Raw genomic sequence first — 22,696 nt, forward strand, 5'->3', positions numbered from 1 at the left:
CTGGCCGGTTACCGACGCCTGACCATCCGCTACGAACGCCGCGCCGATGCCTTCAAAGGCTTCCTCGCCCTCGCCGCCGCACTGACCTGCTTCAAGAAGCTCAAACAAGCCAAGTGAGACACGCTCTAAGTATCCAGTAATATTCCACGCATTTGATCTGTCTTCGTATCCTTTTCCCGACCGACACCCTTCAACGTCGTGTAACTGCTGCGCACCTCGACTATGCCTTCGCGTCCAGGTCGATGCGGGACCAGCGCAGCGCGCAGACTTCACCTCGACGCATGCCCGTGGTCATCACCAGCCACACGAGCGTGCCCCATGCCTCGTCCAACTGGAAAGCCTTCTTTACCATCCGCACGGCCTGCTCCGGTGACGGTGGGTTCGGCTGTGGCGGTGGCTGACGTGGCCGCTGAGCCACCTTCGCCGGGTTGGACGCGATCCAATCCCAACGCACCGCCGCGTTGAGCACACCACTGGTGATCGCGCGAATCTGGCGGACCGTGGATGACGCCATTGGCTTGCAACCGTGTGACTGCACTGGGCCTTCTTACAGTCGTGCTCGCCTTCCGCCCGGTGTTCGACAGAAAGCTAGCCACTACCGCGAATTCGGCAACGCCGTAGCTCCCCGTACAGCGTTTCGAGCATGCGCGCGTTCAGCTTGCTGACGGACACGTCACCGAGCGCCGGGCGGATGGTGCGCTCGATGTAGCCGACATACCCATGGCGGGTGGTCGGCTCGATGTCCGCCGAGCGCAGCCACTCGTCTATGGCATAGGAGAACGACACCGACGTACTCGGCGCGCGTTGCTGATCGACCTGCGCTTGCAGCCTCGTCAGGGCCTTCTCGGCACGTCGCCGGGCGGCCGTATCGGTACCCCTAATGGTCTTCGAGAGGTAGAGCTCCTTGCCGGTCACCGGATCGACGCCCGAGTAGACCCGCACCTGCAGCGAGTTGCCCCGCTTTCTTATGTTGCTCGTCCGCGTCGATCGACGTCCCCAGTTGATCGAGCCATAGGCACAGCGTCCAGCCAGCTCAGCGGGCACGTCAACGAGCTGTCCGTAGACAACACCATGGACAGCCAGCAATGGTTGATCTTGACGCCGACCAAGAGCCCTGGTCAGATGTGTGGGCCGGGTGGGACTCGAACCCACGGCCAAGGGATTATGAGTCCCCTGCTCTAACCGACTGAGCTACCGGCCCCTCGCTGGGGTCCGCGGTGTCCGTCGTTCCCAGCGACCGAACTATAGCGCGCCCGGGGTTGGTGGATCGGGTCTGCTGCTGGTGTGGACGGTTCGTCCTTCTCGTCCCGAACACGCGCGGAACGTGGCCGCCGTGGCACGCTTCGGAGCCGTCTCTACCCTGATCGCGTGACAGAAGTCGGTGAGTTGCTCGCGGGGCGTTACCGGGTGCAGCGGCAGGTCGGCAGTGGCGCGATGGGCACCGTGTGGCAGGCCGTCGACGAGCGGTTGGGGCGGCCGGTCGCGGTGAAGGAATTGTTGCTGCAGCCGGGGTTGAACGCCGCCGCAGCGGCTCAGGCTCGCGAGCGCGCCCACCGGGAGGGGCGGATCGCCGCGCGGTTGCAGCATCCGAACGCCGTCACCGTGCACGACGTCGTGGAGCACCGGGGGCTTCCGGTGTTGGTGATGGAGTACTTCCCGGCGCGCAGTCTCGCGGACGCGGTGGTGACGGACGGTCCGCTGACGCCGCGCGCCGCCGCGATCATCGGAACTCAGGTGGCGGCCGCGTTGGCCGCCGCGCACGACGCGGGCATCGTGCACCGGGATGTCAAGCCCGCCAACGTGTTGCTCGGCGGGGACGGCACCGCGAAGCTCGCGGACTTCGGCATCGCACACGCCGGTGGGGACGTGACGGTGACGCAGGCCGGCGTCGTCGCGGGCACGCCCGCCTATCTCGCACCCGAGGTGGCGCGGGGGCGGCCTGCCAGTCCGGCGTCGGACGTGTTCTCGCTCGGCTCGTTGCTGTTCGCCGTCGTCGAGGGGACACCGCCGTTCGGGGAGGACGAGGACAACACCCTCGGCGTCCTCTACCGGGTCGCGGGCGGGGCTCCGGCGCGGCCTCGTCGCTCGGGAACGTTGACGCCGGTGCTCGATCGGCTGCTCGTGGTCGACCCTGCGGGGCGGCCGTCGGCGGCGCAGGCCCGCGACCTGTTGCGCGCGGTCGCCGAGGGGCGCGACCCCGTGTTGGCGCCGACGCCGGAGGAGTTGACGCAACCACTGCGGCCGGTGAAGGCGCCGCGCCCGCAGGCCGGCGGCACGCGCTTGGACCTGCATCCGCTACGCGACGTCCCTCCGCCGCCGCCGTCGCTCCAGCCGGAGCCCCCGGTGCTGCAACCGCCGCGACGTTCGCGCCGCACGGTCGCCCTCGCGGTCGGGGGTGGGGTCGCGGCGGTTGCCACGGCGGTGACGGTCGCGGTCGCCTCCAGCGGCGGAGGCAGCTCCACCGCCGCGCCCATTCCGATCCCGACGCCCCCGACCACGTCGAGTTCCGTGCCGGTGTCGTCGGCCGACATGCTCACCGTGGTCGAGGACCACTACGCCCAGCTCCCCCACAATCCCCGCGCCGCGTTCGCGATGTTCGGCCCCGCGCTGCGATTGCAGGGGGAGCAGAACTTCACCGAGGAGTGGTCGAAGGTCCGGTCGCTGACGACGGTGTCGGCGCCGCGTGTCATCGGCGAGGACACCGTGCACGTCGGCGTGCGGCTGACGTTGCGGTCGGGCGTGACCGTCACCGAGTACCACCAGCTCGGCATCGGCCGGGAGGACGGGTCCGTCGTGATCCTCAGCGACACCCTCCTGCACGCCGAGACCACCACGCCCCCGCCGCCGCCGGAGAAGCCCAAGGACAAGAAGAAGGACGACAAGAAGAAGGAGAAGGACAAGAAGAAGGAGAAGGACAAGAAGGACAAAAAGAAGGAGAAGAAGAAGCCGAAGAAGGACAAGGACAAGGAACACTGAGGCGGGGACGCCGCGTGCGGCGCCCCCGGGTGGGCCTCAGGTCCAGAGCGTGCCGAGCTGGCTCAGCGAGTTCCAGCCGAGATACACGGTGAGCAGCCACGCGGCGACCCCGATGACGACGAGCCAGCGCGGGTAGCGGTAGCCGCCGAGGAGGTCGCGACGCCGGGCCGCCACCCACATCAGCACGCCGAAGCCGACGGGCAGAATGAGTCCGTTCACCGCCCCGGCCAGCACCAGCAGTGTGGTAGGCGCCTGGTCGAGCAGCAGGAACGCGGTGGTGGAGATGGCGATGAAGCCGATCACCAGCCAGTTGCGGCGCCGCTTCAGCACCGGCGAGAACGACACCAGGAACGACACCGACGTGTACGAGGCGCCGATCACCGAGGTCACCGACGCGCCCCACAGGATGATGCCGAACAGGCGCAGCCCGACCTCGCCCGCGGCCGTCTGGAACGCCTCCGCCGCCGGGTTGGCGCCGGCCAGACTCGCCCCGCCCGCGACGACCCCGAGCACGGCGAGGAACAGCACCGCCCGCATCAGACCCGTCACCAGCAACGCGGTGATGGAGCTGCGACTGACCTGGGCGACCTGCTCCGGCCCGCTGACGCCCGCGTCGAGAAGTCGGTGCGCGCCCGCGTAGGTGATGTAGCCGCCGACGGTGCCGCCGATCAACGTGGTGATCACGAGGAAGTCGACCGTGTCGGGCACCATCGACTGCCGCAACGCCTCGCCGACCGGCGGGCCGGAGACGACGGCGACGTAGACGGTGAGGGCGATCATGACGAGGCCGAGGACCACGACGAGGCGATCCATCGCCACCCCGGCGCGCTTGCTGACGAAGATGGCCACGGCGACGAGCGCGGAAAGCGCACCGCCGATCTTGACGTCGAGACCGAACAGCGCGTCGAGGCCCAGCGCGGTGCCCGACACGTTGCCGATGTTGAAGACCAGCCCGCCGAACACCACGAGCGCGGCCATGAGGTAGCCGAGGCCGGGGAGCACACGGTTGCCGAGATCCTGGGCGCGCAGGCCGGAGACGCCGACGACCCGCCACACGTTCAGCTGCACGGCGATGTCGACGAGGATCGACACGAGGATGGCGAAGGCGAACGCCGCCCCCAGCTGCACGGTGAACGTCGTGGTCTGGGTGATGAAGCCGGGACCGATGGCGCTGGTCGCCATCAGGAAGACCGCCCCCAGCAGCGTGCTCTTCGAGACCGCCGACGGGGACTTCGTCGCGCCGAGCTTGTCGGTCATCGCAGGACTCCGATCCTCGTGGGTTCGGCACAAGGTACAGAGTTGTTGAACAATCCCGCAAGACTCTCAGAGAACGTTTCCCGGCCACGTCAGCCGCAACACGCCGTCGACGTCCTCGACACCCGTGCCGAACGGCGCGCTGCTGCGAGCCAGCACCGATCGCAGCCACTCGCGGTCCCGTGACCCCGCGGGTTGCAGCCGCAGCCGCCGCGCCTGCATCGGCACCATGCGCAGCTCGACCAGGGCCCCGGTGTCCGCGTCGAGCGTCGGGAAGTAGAGCAGCCGCAGGTCACCGCGGTAGCGCTCGAACCCGCTGATGCCCTCGTAGTCGTCGAGCAGGTCGCCGCACCCGTAGAGCACGAGCCGGTCCCGATACACCTCGATGGGTCGCGGATGGTGCGAGGAGTGCCCGTGCACGACGTCCGCCCCAGCGTCCACCAACCGGTGCGCGACCGCCACCTGGCGTGCGCCGACGCCGTAACCCCAGTTGGAGCCCCAGTGCAGCGACACCACGACCAGCGCCCCGTCCCGTTTGGCGTCGGCGACCTGCTCCTCCAGCTCGACCACGGCGCCCTCCAGCACGCGCACGCCCGGCTCGCGTGGCCCCGCCGCCCACTCGACGGGCACGCCGCTGGTGGTCGCCGCCGCCGCGAACACCACCACGCGTCCCTCCCGCGTCGGCACGACGGCGGGCCGGGCGGCCTCGGCGGCGTCGTGCCCCGCGCCGGCCGTGCGCAAACCCGCCCGCGCCAGCACCGCCAGCGTCTCCGTCAGCCCGCGACGACCGAAGTCGAGCACGTGGTTGTTCGCCAGCACGCACACGTCCGGCCGCGCCACCAGCAACACGGGCACGTTGTCCGGTGACATGCGGTAGTGCACCGCCTTGCCGGGCGCGAACGCCCGGGCCCGCGTCACGCTCGTCTCCAGGTTCACGATCCGCGCCGACGGGGCCTCCCGGTCGATCACCCCCAGCGCGCTGCCCCACGGCCACGAGAACGGCACCGGACGCGGCAACGGCCCGTTGCGTTGCTCCGCCGCGTGCACGTAGTAGCGCGCGTCCCGCACGACCGACTCCCGCAGCCGAGGATCGCCGGGATGCGCAAGCACCTGGTCGATCCCTCGCCCCGGCATCACGTCACCGGCGAGGAAGAGCTTCAGCGCTGCCATCGTCGCCGCCCCACCAACGGGTTCCGATCCCATCATGGGCGCGGCCGACGACGCGGGGGAAGTCGCGCGCCCGACGATGAGCCGTTCGACTCTGTGACCTCGGCCGAGACCCTTCGACACTGGCAGCGGAGTGGACGCCACCCCGGGAGGACCTCATGACGCACACCAGCGACCCGTTCACCCGCGCGCAGAACACCGCCCACGAGTGGCTCGCCGGCATCGGCGAGGCGCTCGGCACCCGCGACCGCCGCTACACCTACCGAGTGCTGCGGGCCTGGCTCCACGCGCTCCGTGATCGCCTCACCGTGGAGGGCGCGGCCCACTTCGCCGCCCAGCTCCCCGAACTGCTGCGCGGCACCTTCTACGACGGCTGGAAGCCGAGCAAGGTGCCGCTGCGCTTCGACTGCGACGACTGCATCGACCGCATCTCGGCCGAGGCGGGCATCCGACGCGGTGACGTGCGTCGGGCCGTGCGTGGCGTGTCGGAAGGCATGCGGGAACAGCTCTCACCGGGCTCGCTCGAACACACCCTGGAGCACCTGCCCCGCGATCTGCGGGACATGTTCGCGCCCGCCCCGGCCGTCCCGAACGCCCGCGCCTCCTCCGACGACGAGCTTCGCGAGCTGCGCCGCAAGGTCGAATTCCTCGTCGGCGCCGTGATGGATCTGAGTCGGGAGTTGTCCGACCGGGAGCGTTCCGGACTCGCCCGCGACCCCGAGGCACTCACGCCCGACGACATGATGCTGCCCCAGCAGGGCCTGTCCTGACCGACGGCCGGGCGGGTCCGGGTAGCTCCGGGACGACGACGGCGTGATCAATACACTGCGTTGACGCTCGTTCAACCAGGAGTCGCCCACATGCCTGTCCCGGTCATCCGGACCGTTCCCGTCGTCCACCCCACCGGCGGCCTCGCCGCGCAGGACGAGGCCCTGGAGGTCGACGGCGTTCCCGATTTCTCCGCCGAGTGGTACAAGGCGGTGCTCGACGGCGCCAATGCCGCACCCGGCTGGCTGCAGAGCTTCGCGGTGTTCTTCACCGAAGCCGGGATCGTCGTGTTGGGGCTGCTGTTGCTGCTCGCGTGGTGGCGCGCCCGCAGCGGCCCGGCGAAGGCCATGGCCGCCGTGGTGTCGGCCTCGGTCGCCACCGTCGCCGCCTATGCCACCAGCGAGATCGCGAAGCTCTTCATCCAGGAGGAACGACCGTGCCGGGCGGTGCCGGGTGCCCGCCCGCTGGCCGAGTGCCCGGAGCTGGGTGACTGGTCGTTCCCGAGCAACCACTCGACCATCGCGGGCGCCGCCGCGATGGGAGTGTTCCTGTGTCTGCGCGGACGCATCGGCATCGCCGCGTTGGGGCTGGGCGCGCTGGTGGCGTTCTCCCGCGTCGTCGTGGGCGCGCACTACCCGCACGACGTGGTGGTGGGCTTCGGACTCGGCGTCGCCGTGGTCGCCGCTGCCCTGGCGGTCGCGCCACGCTGGACCGTGCCGCTGGTCGACCGTTACCGCCCGCACCGCCTCGGTGCCCTGGTACTCGGCCCGGGCGAACCGGCGTCCGCTCCCGCCGCCGAGCCGGACCCCGAACCCGAGGACGCGAAGGTCACGGACTACGTCGACGACGCCGACGACCGGGACGACGCGGACCTGGCGGACGAGCCCGAGCCCGCGACGCCGACGGCGGCCAGGACCCGCGCCCCGCTCGACGAGCTGGACGACGACACCCGGCTGCTCGCACCGACGTCGGTGCGACTCGACGACACCCCGACCCGGCCGTTGCCGCGCACGCCGCACTGGCCCACCCACGACGATCAGCGGCGTCGACCGGGGCCACGGCCACCACGCGGGCCGCGGCCGCCCCGACGCCGCTGATCGGCGGTTCTCAGCTCGGTTCCGGTTCGGACTCCGGCTCCTGCTTGGGCTTGTCCCCCTGCTGTTGGAGCACCCGGTGTTGCTCCAACAGCAGCCTGGCCCTGCGCGGCAGCAGCTCTTCCTCGGGGATGTCCTTGCGCATGGCCTTGACCAGGCAATACATCATCACGAACGCGATGAGGAAGAACGGCAGCCCGAGCACCGTGATCACTTGTTCGAGCGCCTGCAACGCCTCCTGGCCCGTGGCGGCGATCAGCGTCGCGGCCACCACACCCGACAGCACGGCCCAGAAGACTCGCTGGCGGACCGGCGTGTTCGTGGTCCGGCCCGAGGTCAACATGTCCACCACGAGCGACGCCGAGTCGGCCGACGTGGTGAAGAAGATGACGACGATCAACACCGAGAACGCCATCAGCACTTCGCTGGCCGGGAAGTGCTCCAGGAAGGAGAACAACGCGGCGGCGGTGTCACCCTCCTGCACGACCGGACCGACCAGCGAACCCGGGTCGCTCCACTCGATGTTGATCGAGGACATCCCGAAGATGCTGAACCAGATGATCGAGAACGCGACCGGCGCGCCGAGCACACCGAGCACGAACTCGCGCACCGTGCGGCCCTTGGAGATGCGCGCCACGAAGATGCCGACGAACGGCGCCCACGTGATCGTCCACGCCCAGTAGAACACCGTCCAACTGCCCTGCCAGCCCCAGTCCCCGGCGGGCAGCGTGTCGTTCCAGAACGACAACGGCACGATCATGCTCAGGTAGTTGCCGGTGCTCTCGATGACGCCCCGCAGCAGGAACACCGTGGAGCCGGCGAACAGGATGAACAACAACAACGCGACGGCCATGCCGATGTTGATGTTGGACAGCCACTTCACGCCCTTGTCGAGACCGGTCACCACGGAGATCGTCGCAATGGTCGTCACCACCGCGATGATGAGAATCTGCACCGTGCCGCTGATCTCGATGCCGAACAGGCCGTTCAATCCGCTGTTGATCTGCAACGTGCCCAGGCCGATGGACACGGCCACGCCGAACAAGGTGCCGACCACGGCGACCACGTCGATGGTCTTGCCGATCGGTCCGTTGATGCGGTCACCGAGGATCGGGTGGAAGATCGAACTCACCCGGAACGGCAGTCCCCGCTTGTACGCGAAGTAGGCGAACGCCAACGCGGGCAGCGAGAAGATCGCCCACGTGTGGAATCCGAAGTGATACAACGCGAAGCCGACCGCCTCGTTCGCCGCGCCCGTGCTCAACGGCGCCGTCGCACCGGCGTCGACCGGCAGCTCCCGCAGGCCCTCCGCGAACTGCTCCGCGGTACCCGCGGTCTCCGCCAGCTCCCCCACCTCTTCGTGGGCCCCGCTGAACGGCGGGTTCGCGAAGTGGTTGATGGGTTCGGCGACGCCCCAGAACATCAGGATCGTGCCGATGCCCGCCGCGAACAACATCCCGAACCAGCTCAGGTTGCTGTACTCGGGGCGGGAATCCTTGCCCCCCAAGCGAACGTGGCCGTATCGGCTGCACGCGATCCAGAGCAGGAATCCCAGGAAAGACGTCACGCCCAGGATGTAGAACCAGCCGAGATTCGTCTTCACCGCGTCGGACGCGGCTCGGAAGATTCCGTCGACTTCGTCGGTGAACGCGATGGACGCCACGACGAAAATCAAGGCCAACATCGCGGAGCTAAAGAAGATGACGGGATTCGTCCTCAACCCCAGCGCCCGTTCCAACTTCTTCAGAATGATTGATCTCCCTCCATGCAGGCCCGGCAAGCTATCGATGATCACAATCCGTGTCAACCAAACGGGTGATCATCGGCCCGTGGTCCTGCGCCCACAGGTATCCCGCAACCGCTGGTCGGAAACCTGTGACGAGGGAACCCGCGACGGAGATGTCGATGTGATCACAACCGCCGGGCGGCGGGTGACTCTCACCGGGAGTCACCTGTCCGCCACCCGATCGGCGGCCCCCTCCCCGCCCTCGGTCAGCGTTGGGCTGCCGGGCGGACGATGATCTCGTCGACGTCGGCCGGTGGGCAGATTCGCGACGCTGACGGCGCGCGGGCATCGGACGGGATGACGGCGGCCGCACCTTCTGTCCCGACTGGGACCGCGTCGCAGGGAAAGCGGTTTCCCTGCCGGAAGCTCGTTGAGGGCTGCCGCCGTATTGCGCGAACTTCACCCGAAGAGGTGATCTCCAGGTCTTTTCGCGTCATGGCCTGAACAGCACTGGCTTCACCGAACGACGCCCACTCCATCAGGCGCGTCGTCGCCCGCGAAACCACTCAACGAGCGCGAGAGGAAGCTCAGTGACGCATCAAGCGCCAGTTCCGGCCCAGGCCCCTCACACCGGCCCATGGCCGCAGCCTTACGGCCATCCGCAGCCCTACGGGAACGGCTACCCGCTGTCGGCTCAGTCCCCAGGCGCGTCCGGGATGAGCATCGCGGGGATGGTTCTCGGCATCGTGAGTCTCGTCGCCCCCATCAGGCTCCTCGCCGTGATCACCGCGCTCGTCGGACTTCCACTGGCTGCGACGGGCAACGGCGTGGACAAGCGGAGAGGCGCGAAGAACGGCAAAGCCGTGGCGGGAGTCGTGTGCAACGTCCTCACCCTGGCGTTCGCGGTTCTCCTGATCCTGCTTCTCGGGTTCACCGACTACACGCTCTGACGCCGAAGACCAGCCAACCCATCGCACCAGGAGACAGAGTCCTCATGTCGACCCCCATCCCAGGTCAGTACGGCTACAACTTCGCCCACCTCGCCATTCCCTACCCCGACGCGACCCACGTCCCCGTCGCTCCGGTCGGCGCGCCACAGCCGACGCATCACCGAGTGCTGCCGTGGCTCGTCATCGGCGCGGTCGTCGCCGTGGCGGGCATTGCGCTGGCTCTCGTCCTCGCGCTCACGCCGGGCACCATCACCGTCAGCGGCACCATGACCGTCCACGGCTACGGCGGAATCGGGTACCAGGACATCCATGACGGAGCCCAGGTCGAGGTGGTGAACTCCAAGCGTGAGGTCATCGCCCTCGGCCGTCTCGAAAGCAGCGTGGGGTCCGGCGAGTTCAGCTTCACCATTCCCGACGTCCCCGCGGACGAGGACCGCTACGGCGTGACCGTCGGCAACGTCCATCGCGGCATCGTATGGGCGGACGAGGCCGACGTCATCGACGGAACTCTGTACTTCGGGCTCACCCTCGGCGATCCGGACGATTCGTCGACGTTCTGAGGCCGGCCACAACGACCCCGGTTCGTTGTCGGGGAACCGGGGTCGAGGTGCATATCCACTGTGGACTTTCCGCCGAGCGCGGTCACCGCTGTACTGTTCCTGCGCGCAATTCGAATGCAGCAGGACGGAGTGGAGCACGTGCCGATCGAGTACGAGGCGAAGGCGCTGGACGTCGACCGCGAGGCCATCACCGCGTTGCTGAACAGCCGCGCCACGCTGGTCCAGCCCCGGACGCTGCAACGGCGCTACGTGTACGACGTCGTGCCCGGCGACACGTCGACCTGGATGCGCCTGCGGCAGACCCACACCGGCGCGACGCTGTCCATCAAACGCATCGAGCACGACGGCATCGACGGCACCCGCGAATGGGAAGTGGCCGTCGGCGACTTCGACACCACCGAGACCATGCTAACTTTCGCCTTGTTGTCACTCGGCCAAAAAGGAAGCCCAGGCCGTCTGACCTGGGCTTTTCGGCTCCCCCGGCTGGACTCGAACCAGCAACCCTTCGGTTAACAGCCGAATGCTCTGCCAATTGAGCTACGGAGGACCGTTTCGCCTGACCGGATCTCTCCGGCCTGACGCGAGATACTCTAGCGCACCCCGTTTCGGCCCCGCACACCACCCCCCTCCTTCACTGCCCGGCAGGGTGGGGGCCGCTGGGCGACAATGGTGAGAACCTGATCCGCCTCTGGAGGTCCGCGATGAAGATGTTCCTGGTGGGCGCCGCCGCGGGTTACGTTCTCGGCGCTCGCGCGGGGCGCGCCCGGTACGAGCAGATCGTGCGCACCTACCGCAGACTCGCCGATCATCCGGCGGTGCAGGGCGCGGCCGGGGTGGCGCGCGCGAAGTTGGGCGAGAAGGTCGGCGAGCGGCTGCCGTTCACCCACAAGCGGCACGGTGCGGCGCACAACCCCGACGGGCACGTGTCCTCGAACGCTCGGTGAGGTCGCGGCTCAGGACGGAGTGCGCGCCACGACGAAGATCCGCCGGAACGGGAACCACGTCGTCCCGTCCTCGCGCGGCGGATACGCCTCGTCGAGCAGCGGGGCGAGGTCGCGGCGGAACGCGTCCCACTCGTCGGTGTCGAGAGCGGCGGCGATCGGGCGCAGCGTCGTCCCGGTGATCCACTCCAGCACCGCGTCGTCGCCCTCCAGCCGTTGCACGTAGGTGGTCTCCCAGGCGTCGACGTCGCAGCCGAGGTCGGCGAACAGGTCCGCGTAGTCCATCGGTTCGAGCACCGACTCGGTGCCGCGCAATCGCACGTCCCGCAGTCGCTCGGCCCAACGCGGGCTCGCCGCGACCTCACGCACGACGCGATGCGAGGGCGCCGCCATGTTGCCGGGCACCTGCATCGCCAGCCACGCCCTCGGAGGCATCGCCTCGACCCACCGGCACAGCACCGCCTCGTGCTCGGGTACCCAGTGGAGCACGGCGTTGCTCACCACCACGTCCGTGTCGGGGCTCGGCGTCCACTCCGTGACGTCCCGCAGCTCGGCGGCCACACCGTTCTCGCGCGCCGCCGCCACCATCTCCGGGGAGTTGTCGAACGCCTCCACCTTCGCCTCGGGCCAGCGCCGCGCCAGTTCCGCGGTGAGCGTGCCCGGCCCGCAGCCGGCATCGACGACGCGACGCGGCCGTTCGGCGCCGACCCTGGCGACCAGCTCCCGGAACGGGCGCGCACGCAGATCGCCGTAGTGCAGATAGAGCCCCGGGTCCCACACGACGACCTCCCGATGATCGACTCCGACCGCAGTGGCGGGAGAACCGCGGGCCAGTCCTCACTCACGAGGATGCCCACGCCACGACACCGGTGACCACCGTGACCGCGAGCGGCCCAGGCGACGGCTACTCGCGCGGGCCGCCTGCGAGCTTGGCCGCGGCTTCCTCGGCGATGCTCCGCACGACCTCGGGTTCGGTGCCCGGGTCGGGCCGCACCTGCAGCACCACACCGTCGACGCCGGGGAGCTTGCGGACCACGAACCACGCGCCGCCGCCGGGCAGCTCCTTGCGGTAGCGGGAGCGGATGGAACCCTCCACGCGCTGGCGAACGAGATAGGGAATGCGGCCCGGTTTCGGCAGCACGTGCCGCACGGGTTCCAGGTCGCGCAGCACGACGGCGTCACCGGCGCGGTCGGCGATCTCGGCCTCCGTCACGGCCAGGGCGTCGCCCCGCCACACCGCCTTGCTGATGCGGTCCCAGCCGATGCGACGGGCGCCGTCGGCATCGGGCACCCACAGGCCGAGCGCGCTGACGGCGACGTGCCCGCCGGTGCCGGTGGGTGTCGCGGCGAGCACGTGTTCGTCGGTTGCCAGCCGTTCGCGGATCTCGTCGGGCACGGTCGGTCCGAAGAGCCTGCGCCACACACTCACGCGATCAGTCCCATCCGCCCATCGCCTGTTCCCGCAACGCCTTGCGGTACTGCTCCAGCGCCACCAAGTCCCCGAACAGCGCGCGGTAATCCTCGGCGGCGTCCACCGGGGACAGCCGCTGCAATCGCGACTTCAGCTCGCCGATCTGCCTGCCGACGAGGTTCTCCTGCACGGCGGCGAGCACGCTGGACACGTAGCGCACGTCGGACTGTCCCGTCGACCGCAACGGCTCCACCGCCAGCTCCGACAGCAGGGACGTGACGGTGGGGTCCTCGGCGTGCGCGGCGGCGGCTTCGAGGAGCGCGGGGCCGGTGAGGCCGCTGCTCGTGCCGCCCGCCTTGAGGATCGCGCGGTGCACGCCCACGTACGCGGGGTGCACGAAGGCGTCCTCCGGCAGCGCGTCGTACTCCGGCCCGGCGAGCGCGGGTTCCTGTAACGCGGCCTTGAGCGACTCGCGTTGCGCGCGCAGGTCGGGGTTGCGCGGGTCGGGACGCTCCAACTGTCGCGGCCGCCGTCCTCCGGTCTGGTCACCACCTCGGGCGGGTGCGCGGCGGGCGCCGTTGGCCTTGACCGGGGCACCGGCGCTCTCCCGCACGCGCCGGACGACCATGGCCTCGTCCTGCCACCCGACCCACCAGGCCAGCTTGGTGGCGTAGCCGTCGCGCTTGGCTCGGTCCTTGATCTGCGCGACGAGCGGAACCGTGCGTTGGAGGGCGGCCACCTGGCCGTCCACGGAGTCGAGGTCGTAGTCGGCGAGCAGGCTGCGGATGGCGAACTCGAACAGCGGGATGCGACGGGCGACGAGGTCCCGCACGGCGGCGTCGCCCTTGGCCAGGCGCAGCTCGCACGGGTCCATGCCGTCGGGTGCGACGGCGATGTAGGTCTGGCCCGCGAACGTCTGGTCGCCCTCGAACGCCTTCAGCGCGGCCTTCTGCCCGGCCTCGTCGCCGTCGAAGGTGAAGATCACCTCACCGCGGAAGGTGTCGTCGTCCATCATGATCTGCCGGAGCACGCGCATGTGCTCCTCGCCGAAGGCGGTGCCCGACGACGCGACGGCCGTGGGGACTCCGGCCTCGTGCATGGCCATGACGTCGGTGTAACCCTCGACGACCACCACCTGATGGCGACGGGCGATCTCGCGCTTGGCCTGGTCGAGGCCGAAGAGCACCTGCGACTTCTTGTAGACGGGGCTCTCGCTGGTGTTGAGGTACTTGGCCTGGATCGGGTCGTCGTCGAAGAGGCGGCGCGCGCCGAAGCCGACGACGTCGCCGCCGCGGTCCTTGATCGGCCAGACGAGTCTGCGGTGGAAGCGGTCGATGGGGCCGCGTCGGCCTTCCTTCGACAGTTGCGCCTTGTAGAGCTCGGAAAGTTCGAACCCGCTGCGGATGAGGTGCTTGGTGAGCCGGTCCCAGCCGCCGGGGGCGAATCCACAGCCGAACTTGGTCCAGGCGGACTGGTCGAATCCGCGGTCGGTGAGGAACTTCCGCGCCGCCTCGGCTTCCGGAGTGGTGAGTTGCTCGGCGTAGAACGCCTGGGCGGCCTTGTGTGCCTCCACCAGCCGCAGCCGCGAACCTCGGTCGCGGCGCACCGACGTGCCGCCGCCCTCGTAGGTGAGGTGCAGCCCGATCCGGTCGGCGAGCCGCTCGACCGCCTCGACGAAGCCGAGGTGCTCGATCTGCATCACGAACTTGATGACGTCGCCGCCCTCGCCACAGCCGAAGCAATGGAAGGTGCCGTGCGTGGGGCGCACGTTGAACGACGGGGTCTTCTCCTCGTGGAAGGGACACAGTCCCTTCAGCGCGCCGCCTCCGGCCCTGCGCAGGGCCACGTATTCACCGACGACCTCGTCGATCCGATTGCGGTCACGCACCTGCGCGATGTCGCTCTCCCGGATCCGTCCCGCCACTGCCCCACTGTAGAACACCGGCCGTGACGGAATTCCTGGCCTGGCTCATACTTCGGCCATGGCGGCCGATCACCTCGACACGACACCCGACGCCGAGGCCACCCGCGCGTTCGCCGCGCTGCGGGGACCGCTGCTCGCGGTGGGTTACCGGCTCACCGGTTCGGTGGCCGACGCCGAGGACGCCGTGCAGGAGACGTGGCTGCGCTGGGCCGGACTCGCCGAGGCCGACCGCCGCGAGATCCGGGACCTGCGCGCGTGGTGCACGACGGTGCTCAGCCGCATCTGCCTCGACCGGCTGCGCTCGGCCACCGCGCGGCGGGAACGATACGTGGGCGAGTGGCTGCCGGAGCCGATCGTGACGCCGCTGGGCGCGCCGCGTCCCGACGACCCGCTCGACACCGTCGTCCGGGACGACTCCGTGCGCATGGCGGCCATGGTCGTGCTCGACACGTTGACACCACAACAGCGCGTGGCGTTCGTGTTGCACGACGCGTTCGACGTGCCCTTCGACGAGATCGCCGACATCCTGGGCTGCTCGACCGCCGCGGCGCGCCAGCACGCCTCGCGTGGCCGCCGCGCGGTCGCCGACGCGTCCCCGCCACCGCGAGAGCCGCTGGAGCACCAACAGGAGGTGCTGGGTCGGCTGGTGACGGCGCTCGCCTCCGGTGACGTGCGCGCGGTCGCCGAGCTGCTCCACCCCGACATCCGGCTGGTCGGCGACTCCGACGGTCGCGGACGCACGGCCCGGCGCGTGGTCACCGGCATCGACAAGGTGGCGCGGTTCCTGGTCGGCGTGGTCGCCAGCTACCGGCCGGGGGCGTTGGCCACCGCCCGGCCCGTGCTGGTCAACGGCGACCTCGGCTTTCACGTCCCGGCCGAACCCGGTGGCGGCCGGTACCGGGACCTTGACGAGCACGTGCAGGCCGTCGCCGTCCACGACGGCCGGATCGTCGCGATCTACGACGTCGTCAACCCCGACAAGCTCACGCGGGTTCCGCGGTGACATCGGACCGGGTTCCGGCACGCGTCACCCGAAGCCCGACGAGGTGGGAACACCGGGAATCCGTGACCTGGCCCTCGCCTCGCCCCGAGGGGTCCGTCACGGTGAGGACGGGACAGCCGACGTGACATCGGCGTCGGTGTGGGTGTCGACGAGCGTGCGCACGTCCCACACCCACACGTCACGACGGATCTCACCGGCCCTGCCCAGCAATCCTTCGACCGTCTGTCGCAACGCCACCTGATGCTCGGAACCACCGATCGGCAACACGACGACGTCGGCCCGCCAGTACCGCAGATCCTCCACCGCGTTGCGGCGGTCCTCGTCGGTCAGCTCGGGCACCCGACCGGTCTCGTGCACCTTCTGCAGCAGGTAGGTCGTGGCGCGGTACGGCGGCCCGTACCGCCCATCGCCGCCGCCGTCGGGGCCGACGAAGTAGCCGCCCGCCAACGGGAACTCCAGCCCCGACTCGATCTGCCAGTGCAGCGCGTCGGCGTCGCTCGGGTTCGGCACCGGCACCACCACGACGGAACCGTCGTCGACGTAGCGGCGCCACTCGCCACCGGTGAAGAACGCCGGGGTCTTGCCGCGTTCACCGACAGCCAGCTCGGTGGGCGCGATCGGCACGAGTGCGAAGGTGAGGACGCTGAACCACACGATCGCCGCGGCCTGCCGCCAGTCCTGCCGCACCCGCAGCCGCAACACCCGGTCCGTCGCCCGCGCCAGCAGCAACCCGACGACGGGCACACAGCCGAGCGCGAACCGCGACTCCAGCACCGAGTCGAACAACGGCACGTCGAACAGCAGCATCCACGGCCCCGGGATGGACGTGCCCTCGCCGTCCACCACGAGCAACGCCCCCATCGAGATCCACGCCATCCCGAGCATCGTGATCGCGAGCGCGCGCGAGACGACGTCGCGCCACAACGCCACCGTGAGGACGAGCATCAGGATCACCAGCGGCCAACCGAAGAACGCGTTCTCCTCGGTGGGGTTCATCGCCAACCCGACGGCGCTCTGCTCGTCGCCCGCCACGGTCTGGGTGGCGAACGCCGTGAACGCGGCGACGTCGTTGCCGCGCAGACCGTGTTCGATACCCGCGTAGCTCTGCGGTCCGAAGAACTGCCACCACAGCGGCACCGCAACGATCACCACCGACACTGCCGCGCCCACGCCGATGCCCTTGGCGAGCGGGCGCACCGTCGACAACGCCTCCTCGGGGCGCAGCACGGCATAGACGAGCCCGAACACGGCCAGGGTCGTGGCCGCGATGAGCAAGGGTTCCTCGCCGAGCAGAATCTGGTAGCTCACCAGCAGTCCGAGGACGACGCCGTTGCGGACGACGCGCTCACCTCGGGCGAGTTTGAGCAGCCACAGCACGATGAACGGCAGCACGAACAGCGCGACGAAGTTCGGATGCGCGTTGCCGTGGGAGACGATCGAGGGCGCGAACCCGGCGAACGCGGCCCCGATCGCGGCACCGGCGCGTGTGAGGACCAGGTGCCGCGACATCACCCAGTACCACGCGGCGGCCGTCCCGGCGATGCCGCCGGTGAGCGCGGCCGCCCACGTCACCGTGGGACCGAACAGCACCGTCACCGGCGTCAGCGGGATGCCGAGGCCGAACATGGCCGTGTTGGCCATGAGGTTCACGCCGTCAGGAGCGTTCTGCAGCCCGGAGTGGAGCGGGTTCTCCAGGTTCAGCACCGAGTGGGCGGTGACCGCGAAGAACCACTCCCACATGTTCTGGTCCTGCGCGCTGTTCTGCAGGTACCCCCTCGACAAGTTCATCCACAATGGACGATAGAGGAGGAATGCGGCGAAGACGAAGAACGACAGGACCGCCGCATCGGCCACCTGCGGCCACGGTATCCGTCTGCCGGCCCCGCGCGGCGTGGGCGTCTCCACGCCGGCGGGAGCCAGCGTGGACGCGCTCACGGTGTGACGACCCGCGCCAGGAAGTAGAGCGCCCCCGTGGCCTGGTGCCGCACGAGCAGCAGGAACGGCCGGTCCACGGTCACGGTCACCGGCTCGCCCGCGGGCGCCGATACGATCCCGAACATCGCGGCGGTGGCCGCCGCGCCCTCGATCCCGTCCTCGTCGAGACGCAACACTGCCTGGTGCACCATGTCCGACACGACGAGGCGGGGATCGTCGGTGAGCTCGCCGAAGTCCGCGTCGTCCTGGAACATCCGGCTCACGCCCAGCGTGCCCAGCGCCTCCTTCAGCGCGCAGCCGGTGTCCAGCTTCAACCGGGGGAGGCGCAGCCGCACCATCGCCTCGCGACGCGCGTCGAGCAAGGCTCGCACGGTGGCCGCGTCGAGATCCGGCTCCGCCTCGGCCAACGGCCGGTCGGGCAGCAGCACCGTGGCGGCGACGCCGCCGACCGCGGGAAGGTCCACGAGCTGCCAACCTGCCGTGGCTGCGTACCCGAGGCGCTTCGTCGCGCGCATCATCGGGGTCCGCACGACGCCGGACGGCGAGTGGAAGTCCTCGTCCACCGTGTCCGACGCACGGAAGGCGTCCGTCCACCCGACCTTCAGGTACAGGGCGTTGACCAGGCTCGCGACCGTGTCGTCGGTGATCGTGCCTTCGGACAGCAACTCGGGAATGAGGTCCCGCGTCGTGCGGGCGACGTCGGCGTTGATCTCGGCACGCGCGCCTTCGGGATCCTTCACGAAGGATGCCTCGCGCACAGCCGCCGAGGGCACACCGGCGAGAGCGTCGGTGAAGTCGGACTTGATCGACAACTCGTTCCACACCCACAACGTGTTGGACACGGCGAGCGACGGGGTGTCCTGACCACTGCGTGGCTCGTCGAGCGTGGCTGCCGCGCCCAGCAACTCCCCGGCCTCGTCGAGGCGGTCGGGGGAGTTCGTGAGCAACGCGGCAGGTTCCTCGGCGGTCTCGCCTCGGGCGGCACGAGCCACCAGGGCGAGCGTGCTGGCCACCGAGTACGGCGAGAAGCAGGAGTTCTTCCCGGGCACGGCCAGCGCCTTGTGCAGGGCGAGCGAGAAATCGAAGTGTGTCGTTGCGACGTCGGAGACGGGCATTCCACGACGGTACCGTGGCGCGTCAACCATGCCGCCCCAAATGCCAGGAATGCCAGGCCTTGGCCTGGGCATCGGTGAGGGAGGCGACCTGGTCCACGACCACCCGCAGGCGGGCGGCGTCGTCCGGTGCCGCCTCCCAGGCCGGGCGCAGGTTGACGTCGAGCACCTCGGGTGCCCGCGTCGGGAGCACCTCGACCAGCTCGGTGAGCAACTGCCGCTGCCCCTCCTGCAGGGCCAGGCGTCGCCGATCGCTCATCACGTATCGCAGGGCGAGCGCCTTGAGCAGGGCCACCTCGGCCGCCACCTGGTCGGGCACGGCCAGCGACGCCTCGTACCGCGACAACGGCCCCGCCCCGTGTGCCTCACGAGTGCCGCTGACGGCCGCCGACACGAACCGGCCCACGAGTTCGCTCGTCATGCGCTTGAGCGCCGCATGGGCGGCGGGCGTCCCGTCGAAGGGGCGACGCACCAGCTCGGCCACGGCAGGCAGGTCGAGCAGGTCCCGCGCCGCGGCCTCGACCGCCGAAGCGTCGAACGTGCAGAAGTGCCTCGCCGCGAGCTCGGCCACCGCCGCGCGCTCCTGCGCATCCGCCAGCACGGCGAGGGTGATGCGACCGGCCAGCACCCCGTCCTCGACGTCGTGCACCGAGTACGCCACGTCGTCGGCCCAGTCCATGATCTGCGCCTCCAGACACGTGCGCTCGCCGGGCGCGCCGTCACGGACCCAGGCGAACGCGTCGAGGTCGTCGGCGTAGACGCCGAACTTGCGTCGGCCGTCGCGGCGGGGCCACGGGTACTTCATCGCCGCGTCGAGACAGGCCCGGGTGAGGTTCAGGCCGTAGGGTTCGCCGTCCTCACCGAGCACCTTGGGCTCCAGCCGGGTGAGGATGCGCAACGTCTGCGCGTTGCCCTCGAACCCACCGCACGCGCGCGCCGCCTCGTCCAACGCCGCCTCGCCGTTGTGACCGAAGGGCGGGTGCCCGATGTCGTGTGCCAGTCCCGCCGTGTCGCACAGGTCCGGGTCGGCGCCGAGGTCCGCCGCGATGCCCCGGCTGATCTGCGCGACCTCCAGCGAATGGGTCAGCCGGGTGCGCGGCACGCCGCTCACCTCGGCTCCCTCACCCGGCCCGACGACCTGGGTCTTGCCGGCGAGCCTGCGCAGAGCCGCCGAGTGCAGGACACGGGCCCGATCACGCTCGTACGGCGAGCGACCGTCGTCCCGCGCTCCGGGCAGCACGGACGACTTGGGCCTCTCGGGGAACCGGCGCTGCGCGTCGTGCGTGGTGTAGCCCATGCCGGGGAAGCTTACGGCGAGACGTCGTCGACCGGCACCGTCGACAACGCGCCGACGAGGTCCACCACGTCACCGGTCCAGCGGGGTGCTCGGCCACGTCCTCGCCGAGCACCCCGGTCAGTCGTCGAGCAACTCCTTGACCAGCGCGGCCACCTGCTCGGTCTCGATGAGGAACGAGTCGTGCCCATACGGTGAGGCGATCTCGGCGTAACGCGCGGTCGGGATGTCCTCGGCAAGGCGTCGCACCTGCTCGGCCGGATACAACCGGTCGGAGTCCACGCCCACCGCGATGGTCCGCGCGGTCACCCGACGCAACGCCTGCCGCACCCCACCCCGCCCACGCCCGACGTCGTGTCCGTTCATCGACCGGGTGAGCAGCACGTAGCTCGCCGCGTCGAACCGGCGCGCGAGCTTGTCCGCGTGATGGTCCAGATAGGACTCCACCGCGAACCGCGGGTCGTCCTCCCCCTGCCGTCGTCGACCGAACCGTTCGTTCAGCTCCTCCGCCGTGCGGTAGGTGGCGTGGGCGATGCGCCGCGCCACCCCGAGCCCCCGATGCGGCCCCTCGCCGGGTCCACCGGCGTGGTAGTCGCCGCCCTGCCAGTTCGGGTCGGAGAGGATCGCGTGGATCTGCGGGGACGCCCAGGCGATCTGGTCCGCCGACGACGCCGCCGGGCTCGCGAGCACCATCAGCGCCCCCACGCGCTCGGGCTCCATGACCGCCCACTCCAGCGCCCGCATGCCACCCATCGAGCCGCCCAGCACGGCGGCCCACCGCTCGATGCCCAGCCAGTCGGCGAGCTCGACCTCCACCGCCACCTGGTCACGCACCGTGACCTGCGGGAACCGACTTCCCCAGTACCGGCCGTCCGGCGCGACGGACGACGGTCCCGTCGTGCCCTGACAGCCGCCGAGCACGTTCGACACCACCACGAACCACTGGTCGGTGTCCAACGCCTTGCCCGGCCCGATCAGCCCGTCCCACCAACCCGGACTCGGGTGGCCGGGCTCGACCTCCCCCGCCGCGTGACTGTCACCCGTCAACGCGTGCTCGACCAGGACCGCGTTCGACCGCGCGGCATTCAATGTCCCCCAGGTCTCGTAGGCCACCTCGACGTCGGGCACCTCCGCACCCGACTCCAGGCGCACCACTCCGGGACGGAACCACTGGCGCCGCCCCGGCGGATCTCCCGCCCGCCACGCACCGGTGACGGGCGGGAGACCGGTACTGTCCGGCACGCTCACTGAGCAGCCTTCGCCGCCTGGAATCCGGCTTCGAGGTCGGCCCTGAGGTCTTCGAGGCCCTCCAGGCCCACCGCGAGCCGCACGAGCCCCGGCGTCACGCCGCTGGCGAGCTGCTCCTCCGGAGTGAGCTGGCTGTGGGTGGTGCTGGCCGGGTGCACGATGAGGCTGCGCACGTCACCGATGTTGACGAGCTGGCTGTGCAGCTCGGTGCCGTCCACGAACGCCCGACCGGCGTCGATGCCGCCCTTGAGGTCGAACGACAGCACCGCACCCGCACCCTGCGGCAGGTACTTCTGCGCCGCCTCGTAGTAGGGGCTCGACGGCAGGCTCGCGTAGTAGACCTTCTCGACCTCGTCGCGCTGCTCCAGCCACTCGGCCAGCGCCTTGGCGTTGGAGACGTGCCGCTCCATGCGCAGCGACAGCGTCTCGATGCCCTGCAGGATGAGGAACGCGTTCAACGGGGCGATGGCCGCACCCGTGTCCCGCAGCAGTTGCACTCGCGCCTTCGCCGCGTAGGCGCCCGGACCGAGCGCCTCCCAGAACTTCAGCCCGTTGTAGCTGGGGTCGGGCTCGTTGAACCCGGGGAACCGCTCGGGGTGCTTGCCGAAGTCGAACGTGCCGCCGTCGACAAGCACGCCCGCCACCGTGGTGCCGTGCCCGCCGAGGTACTTGGTGGCCGAGTGCACGACGACGTCCGCACCGTGCTCGATCGGCCGCAGCAGGAACGGCGTCGGGATCGTGTTGTCCACGACCAGCGGCACCCCGACCTCGTGCGCCACGTCGGCCACGCCCCGGATGTTCAGGACGTTGCTGCCGGGGTTGGCGAGCGTCTCGGCGAAGAACAGCTTGGTGTTCGGCTTCGCCGCCGACCGCCACTCCTCCAGGTCGTCCTGGTCGTTGAGGAAGGTGACCTCGATGCCGAGCTTGGGCAGGGTGTGCCGGAAGAGGTTGTACGTGCCGCCGTACAGCGCGGGGCTGACCACGACGTGGTCACCCGCACCCGCGAGGTTCAGCACCGCCGCCGTGGTGGCCGCCGAGCCGGAGGCGAACGCCAGCGCCGCCACACCGCCTTCGAGAGCCGCGACCCGCTGCTCCAGCACGTCCTGGGTCGGGTTCATGATCCGGGTGTAGATGTTGCCCGGCTCGGCGAGGCTGAACAGATCGGCCCCGTGCTGCGTGTCCCGGAAGACGTAGGAGGTCGTCTGGTAGATCGGCGTCGCGCGTGCGCCGGTGGCAGGGTCGGGCTGCGCTCCCGCGTGGATCTGCTTGGTCTCGAACGACCATCCCTGAGTCACTGGACTCCTCCTTCGAGCTCGGCTGTCACCAGCGACGC

Annotated in this window: 21 protein-coding genes, 2 tRNA genes and 1 pseudogene; 8 read left to right on the plus strand and 16 right to left on the minus strand. The window is 69.9% G+C overall.

Features of this window, described 5'->3' with window-relative positions:
• A pseudogene (locus JAV51_RS08535) lies at positions 1–117 on the plus strand (IS5/IS1182 family transposase); the annotation flags it as partial.
• Positions 118–220: 103 nt separating this feature from the next.
• Here JAV51_RS08535 and JAV51_RS20215 read toward each other — a convergent pair.
• The 3 genes from JAV51_RS20215 to JAV51_RS08545 form a co-directional block, all read right to left on the minus strand.
• The gene (locus tag JAV51_RS20215; RefSeq protein WP_231641707.1) at positions 221–514 is read right to left on the minus strand and encodes a hypothetical protein; all 294 of its coding nucleotides are present in this window, start codon (positions 512–514) and stop codon (positions 221–223) included.
• 74 nt (positions 515–588) lie between these two features.
• Entirely contained in the window at positions 589–1,044 is a 456-nt protein-coding gene (locus tag JAV51_RS20220) for a hypothetical protein (RefSeq protein ID WP_231641709.1), read from the minus strand.
• Between the two features lie 83 nt (positions 1,045–1,127).
• Positions 1,128–1,201, minus strand: a tRNA-Ile gene (locus JAV51_RS08545).
• A 167-nt stretch (positions 1,202–1,368) separates the two neighbouring features.
• Here JAV51_RS08545 and JAV51_RS08550 point away from each other — a divergent pair.
• Positions 1,369–2,976, plus strand: coding sequence for a serine/threonine-protein kinase (locus JAV51_RS08550; protein ID WP_197320141.1), 1,608 nt, complete (start codon positions 1,369–1,371; stop codon positions 2,974–2,976).
• Between the two features lie 36 nt (positions 2,977–3,012).
• Here the strand turns inward: JAV51_RS08550 and JAV51_RS08555 are convergent, their stop codons facing one another.
• Together JAV51_RS08555 and JAV51_RS08560 are read right to left on the minus strand one after the other, a co-directional pair.
• Positions 3,013–4,233 (minus strand): NRAMP family divalent metal transporter, encoded by a 1,221-nt coding sequence (locus JAV51_RS08555; RefSeq protein WP_197320142.1) that lies wholly within the window; start codon positions 4,231–4,233, stop codon positions 3,013–3,015.
• A 66-nt stretch (positions 4,234–4,299) separates the two neighbouring features.
• Positions 4,300–5,400 carry a CapA family protein gene (locus JAV51_RS08560; protein WP_197320143.1) on the minus strand — a complete coding sequence of 367 codons (1,101 nt, stop codon included), beginning with the start codon at positions 5,398–5,400 and terminating at the stop codon, positions 4,300–4,302.
• Positions 5,401–5,555: 155 nt separating this feature from the next.
• On the opposite strand from JAV51_RS08560, the gene JAV51_RS08565 reads away from it, so the two are divergent.
• Entirely contained in the window at positions 5,556–6,167 is a 612-nt protein-coding gene (locus JAV51_RS08565; protein WP_197320144.1) for a DUF2267 domain-containing protein, read from the plus strand.
• A 90-nt stretch (positions 6,168–6,257) separates the two neighbouring features.
• Positions 6,258–7,262 carry a phosphatase PAP2 family protein gene (locus tag JAV51_RS08570; protein WP_197320145.1) on the plus strand — a complete coding sequence of 335 codons (1,005 nt, stop codon included), beginning with the start codon at positions 6,258–6,260 and terminating at the stop codon, positions 7,260–7,262.
• A gap of 10 nt (positions 7,263–7,272) precedes the next feature.
• Here JAV51_RS08570 and JAV51_RS08575 read toward each other — a convergent pair whose 3' ends face one another.
• Positions 7,273–9,009, minus strand: a complete 1,737-nt coding sequence (locus tag JAV51_RS08575) for a BCCT family transporter (RefSeq protein WP_197320471.1) — start codon at positions 9,007–9,009, stop codon at positions 7,273–7,275.
• A gap of 707 nt (positions 9,010–9,716) precedes the next feature.
• Here JAV51_RS08575 and JAV51_RS08580 point away from each other — a divergent pair.
• Positions 9,717–9,935 (plus strand): hypothetical protein, encoded by a 219-nt coding sequence (locus JAV51_RS08580; RefSeq protein WP_197320146.1) that lies wholly within the window; start codon positions 9,717–9,719, stop codon positions 9,933–9,935.
• A gap of 44 nt (positions 9,936–9,979) precedes the next feature.
• Complete coding sequence (locus JAV51_RS08585) at positions 9,980–10,495, plus strand: hypothetical protein (RefSeq protein WP_197320147.1); 516 nt, start codon at positions 9,980–9,982, stop codon at positions 10,493–10,495.
• Positions 10,496–10,740: 245 nt separating this feature from the next.
• Here JAV51_RS08585 and JAV51_RS08590 read toward each other — a convergent pair whose 3' ends face one another.
• Together JAV51_RS08590 and JAV51_RS08595 are read right to left on the minus strand one after the other, a co-directional pair.
• Positions 10,741–10,893 carry a hypothetical protein gene (locus tag JAV51_RS08590; protein WP_197320148.1) on the minus strand — a complete coding sequence of 51 codons (153 nt, stop codon included), beginning with the start codon at positions 10,891–10,893 and terminating at the stop codon, positions 10,741–10,743.
• Positions 10,894–10,969: 76 nt separating this feature from the next.
• Positions 10,970–11,042: transfer RNA gene (locus JAV51_RS08595), tRNA-Asn, on the minus strand.
• 154 nt (positions 11,043–11,196) lie between these two features.
• Here JAV51_RS08595 and JAV51_RS08600 point away from each other — a divergent pair.
• On the plus strand, positions 11,197–11,439 hold the full coding sequence (locus JAV51_RS08600) for a hypothetical protein (RefSeq protein ID WP_197320149.1): 243 nt from the start codon (positions 11,197–11,199) through the stop codon (positions 11,437–11,439).
• 9 nt (positions 11,440–11,448) lie between these two features.
• On the opposite strand, the gene JAV51_RS08605 is transcribed toward JAV51_RS08600, so the two are convergent.
• The 3 genes from JAV51_RS08605 to dnaG form a co-directional block, all read right to left on the minus strand.
• The gene (locus JAV51_RS08605) at positions 11,449–12,216 is read right to left on the minus strand and encodes a trans-aconitate 2-methyltransferase (protein ID WP_197320150.1); all 768 of its coding nucleotides are present in this window, start codon (positions 12,214–12,216) and stop codon (positions 11,449–11,451) included.
• Between the two features lie 124 nt (positions 12,217–12,340).
• Complete coding sequence (locus JAV51_RS08610) at positions 12,341–12,865, minus strand: hypothetical protein (protein WP_197320151.1); 525 nt, start codon at positions 12,863–12,865, stop codon at positions 12,341–12,343.
• A gap of 4 nt (positions 12,866–12,869) precedes the next feature.
• Positions 12,870–14,771 (minus strand): DNA primase, encoded by a 1,902-nt coding sequence (gene dnaG, locus JAV51_RS08615; RefSeq protein WP_307845777.1) that lies wholly within the window; start codon positions 14,769–14,771, stop codon positions 12,870–12,872.
• A gap of 58 nt (positions 14,772–14,829) precedes the next feature.
• Here dnaG and JAV51_RS08620 point away from each other — a divergent pair, with 58 nt between their 5' ends.
• Positions 14,830–15,774, plus strand: a complete 945-nt coding sequence (locus tag JAV51_RS08620) for a sigma-70 family RNA polymerase sigma factor (RefSeq protein ID WP_197320153.1) — start codon at positions 14,830–14,832, stop codon at positions 15,772–15,774.
• Positions 15,775–15,870: 96 nt separating this feature from the next.
• On the opposite strand, the gene JAV51_RS08625 is transcribed toward JAV51_RS08620, so the two are convergent.
• The 5 genes from JAV51_RS08625 to JAV51_RS08645 form a co-directional block, all read right to left on the minus strand.
• A complete protein-coding gene (locus tag JAV51_RS08625; RefSeq protein ID WP_197320154.1) occupies positions 15,871–17,709 on the minus strand; it encodes a glycosyl transferase in 1,839 nt (612 codons plus the stop codon).
• On the minus strand, positions 17,706–18,824 hold the full coding sequence (locus JAV51_RS08630) for a serpin family protein (protein WP_197320155.1): 1,119 nt from the start codon (positions 18,822–18,824) through the stop codon (positions 17,706–17,708). Before JAV51_RS08630 ends, JAV51_RS08625 begins: the two co-directional genes overlap by 4 nt.
• Positions 18,825–18,846: 22 nt before the next feature.
• Positions 18,847–20,118, minus strand: a complete 1,272-nt coding sequence (locus JAV51_RS08635) for a deoxyguanosinetriphosphate triphosphohydrolase (protein WP_197320156.1) — start codon at positions 20,116–20,118, stop codon at positions 18,847–18,849.
• 117 nt (positions 20,119–20,235) lie between these two features.
• Positions 20,236–21,363, minus strand: a complete 1,128-nt coding sequence (locus tag JAV51_RS08640) for a homoserine O-acetyltransferase (RefSeq protein ID WP_197320157.1) — start codon at positions 21,361–21,363, stop codon at positions 20,236–20,238.
• The gene (locus JAV51_RS08645) at positions 21,360–22,658 is read right to left on the minus strand and encodes a bifunctional o-acetylhomoserine/o-acetylserine sulfhydrylase (RefSeq protein ID WP_197320158.1); all 1,299 of its coding nucleotides are present in this window, start codon (positions 22,656–22,658) and stop codon (positions 21,360–21,362) included. The genes JAV51_RS08640 and JAV51_RS08645 overlap by 4 nt, the downstream gene beginning before the upstream one ends.
• Positions 22,659–22,696: the final 38 nt, after the last annotated feature.

This window comes from Saccharomonospora sp. NB11 (assembly GCF_015910535.1).
Taxonomy (GTDB): domain Bacteria; phylum Actinomycetota; class Actinomycetes; order Mycobacteriales; family Pseudonocardiaceae; genus Saccharomonospora.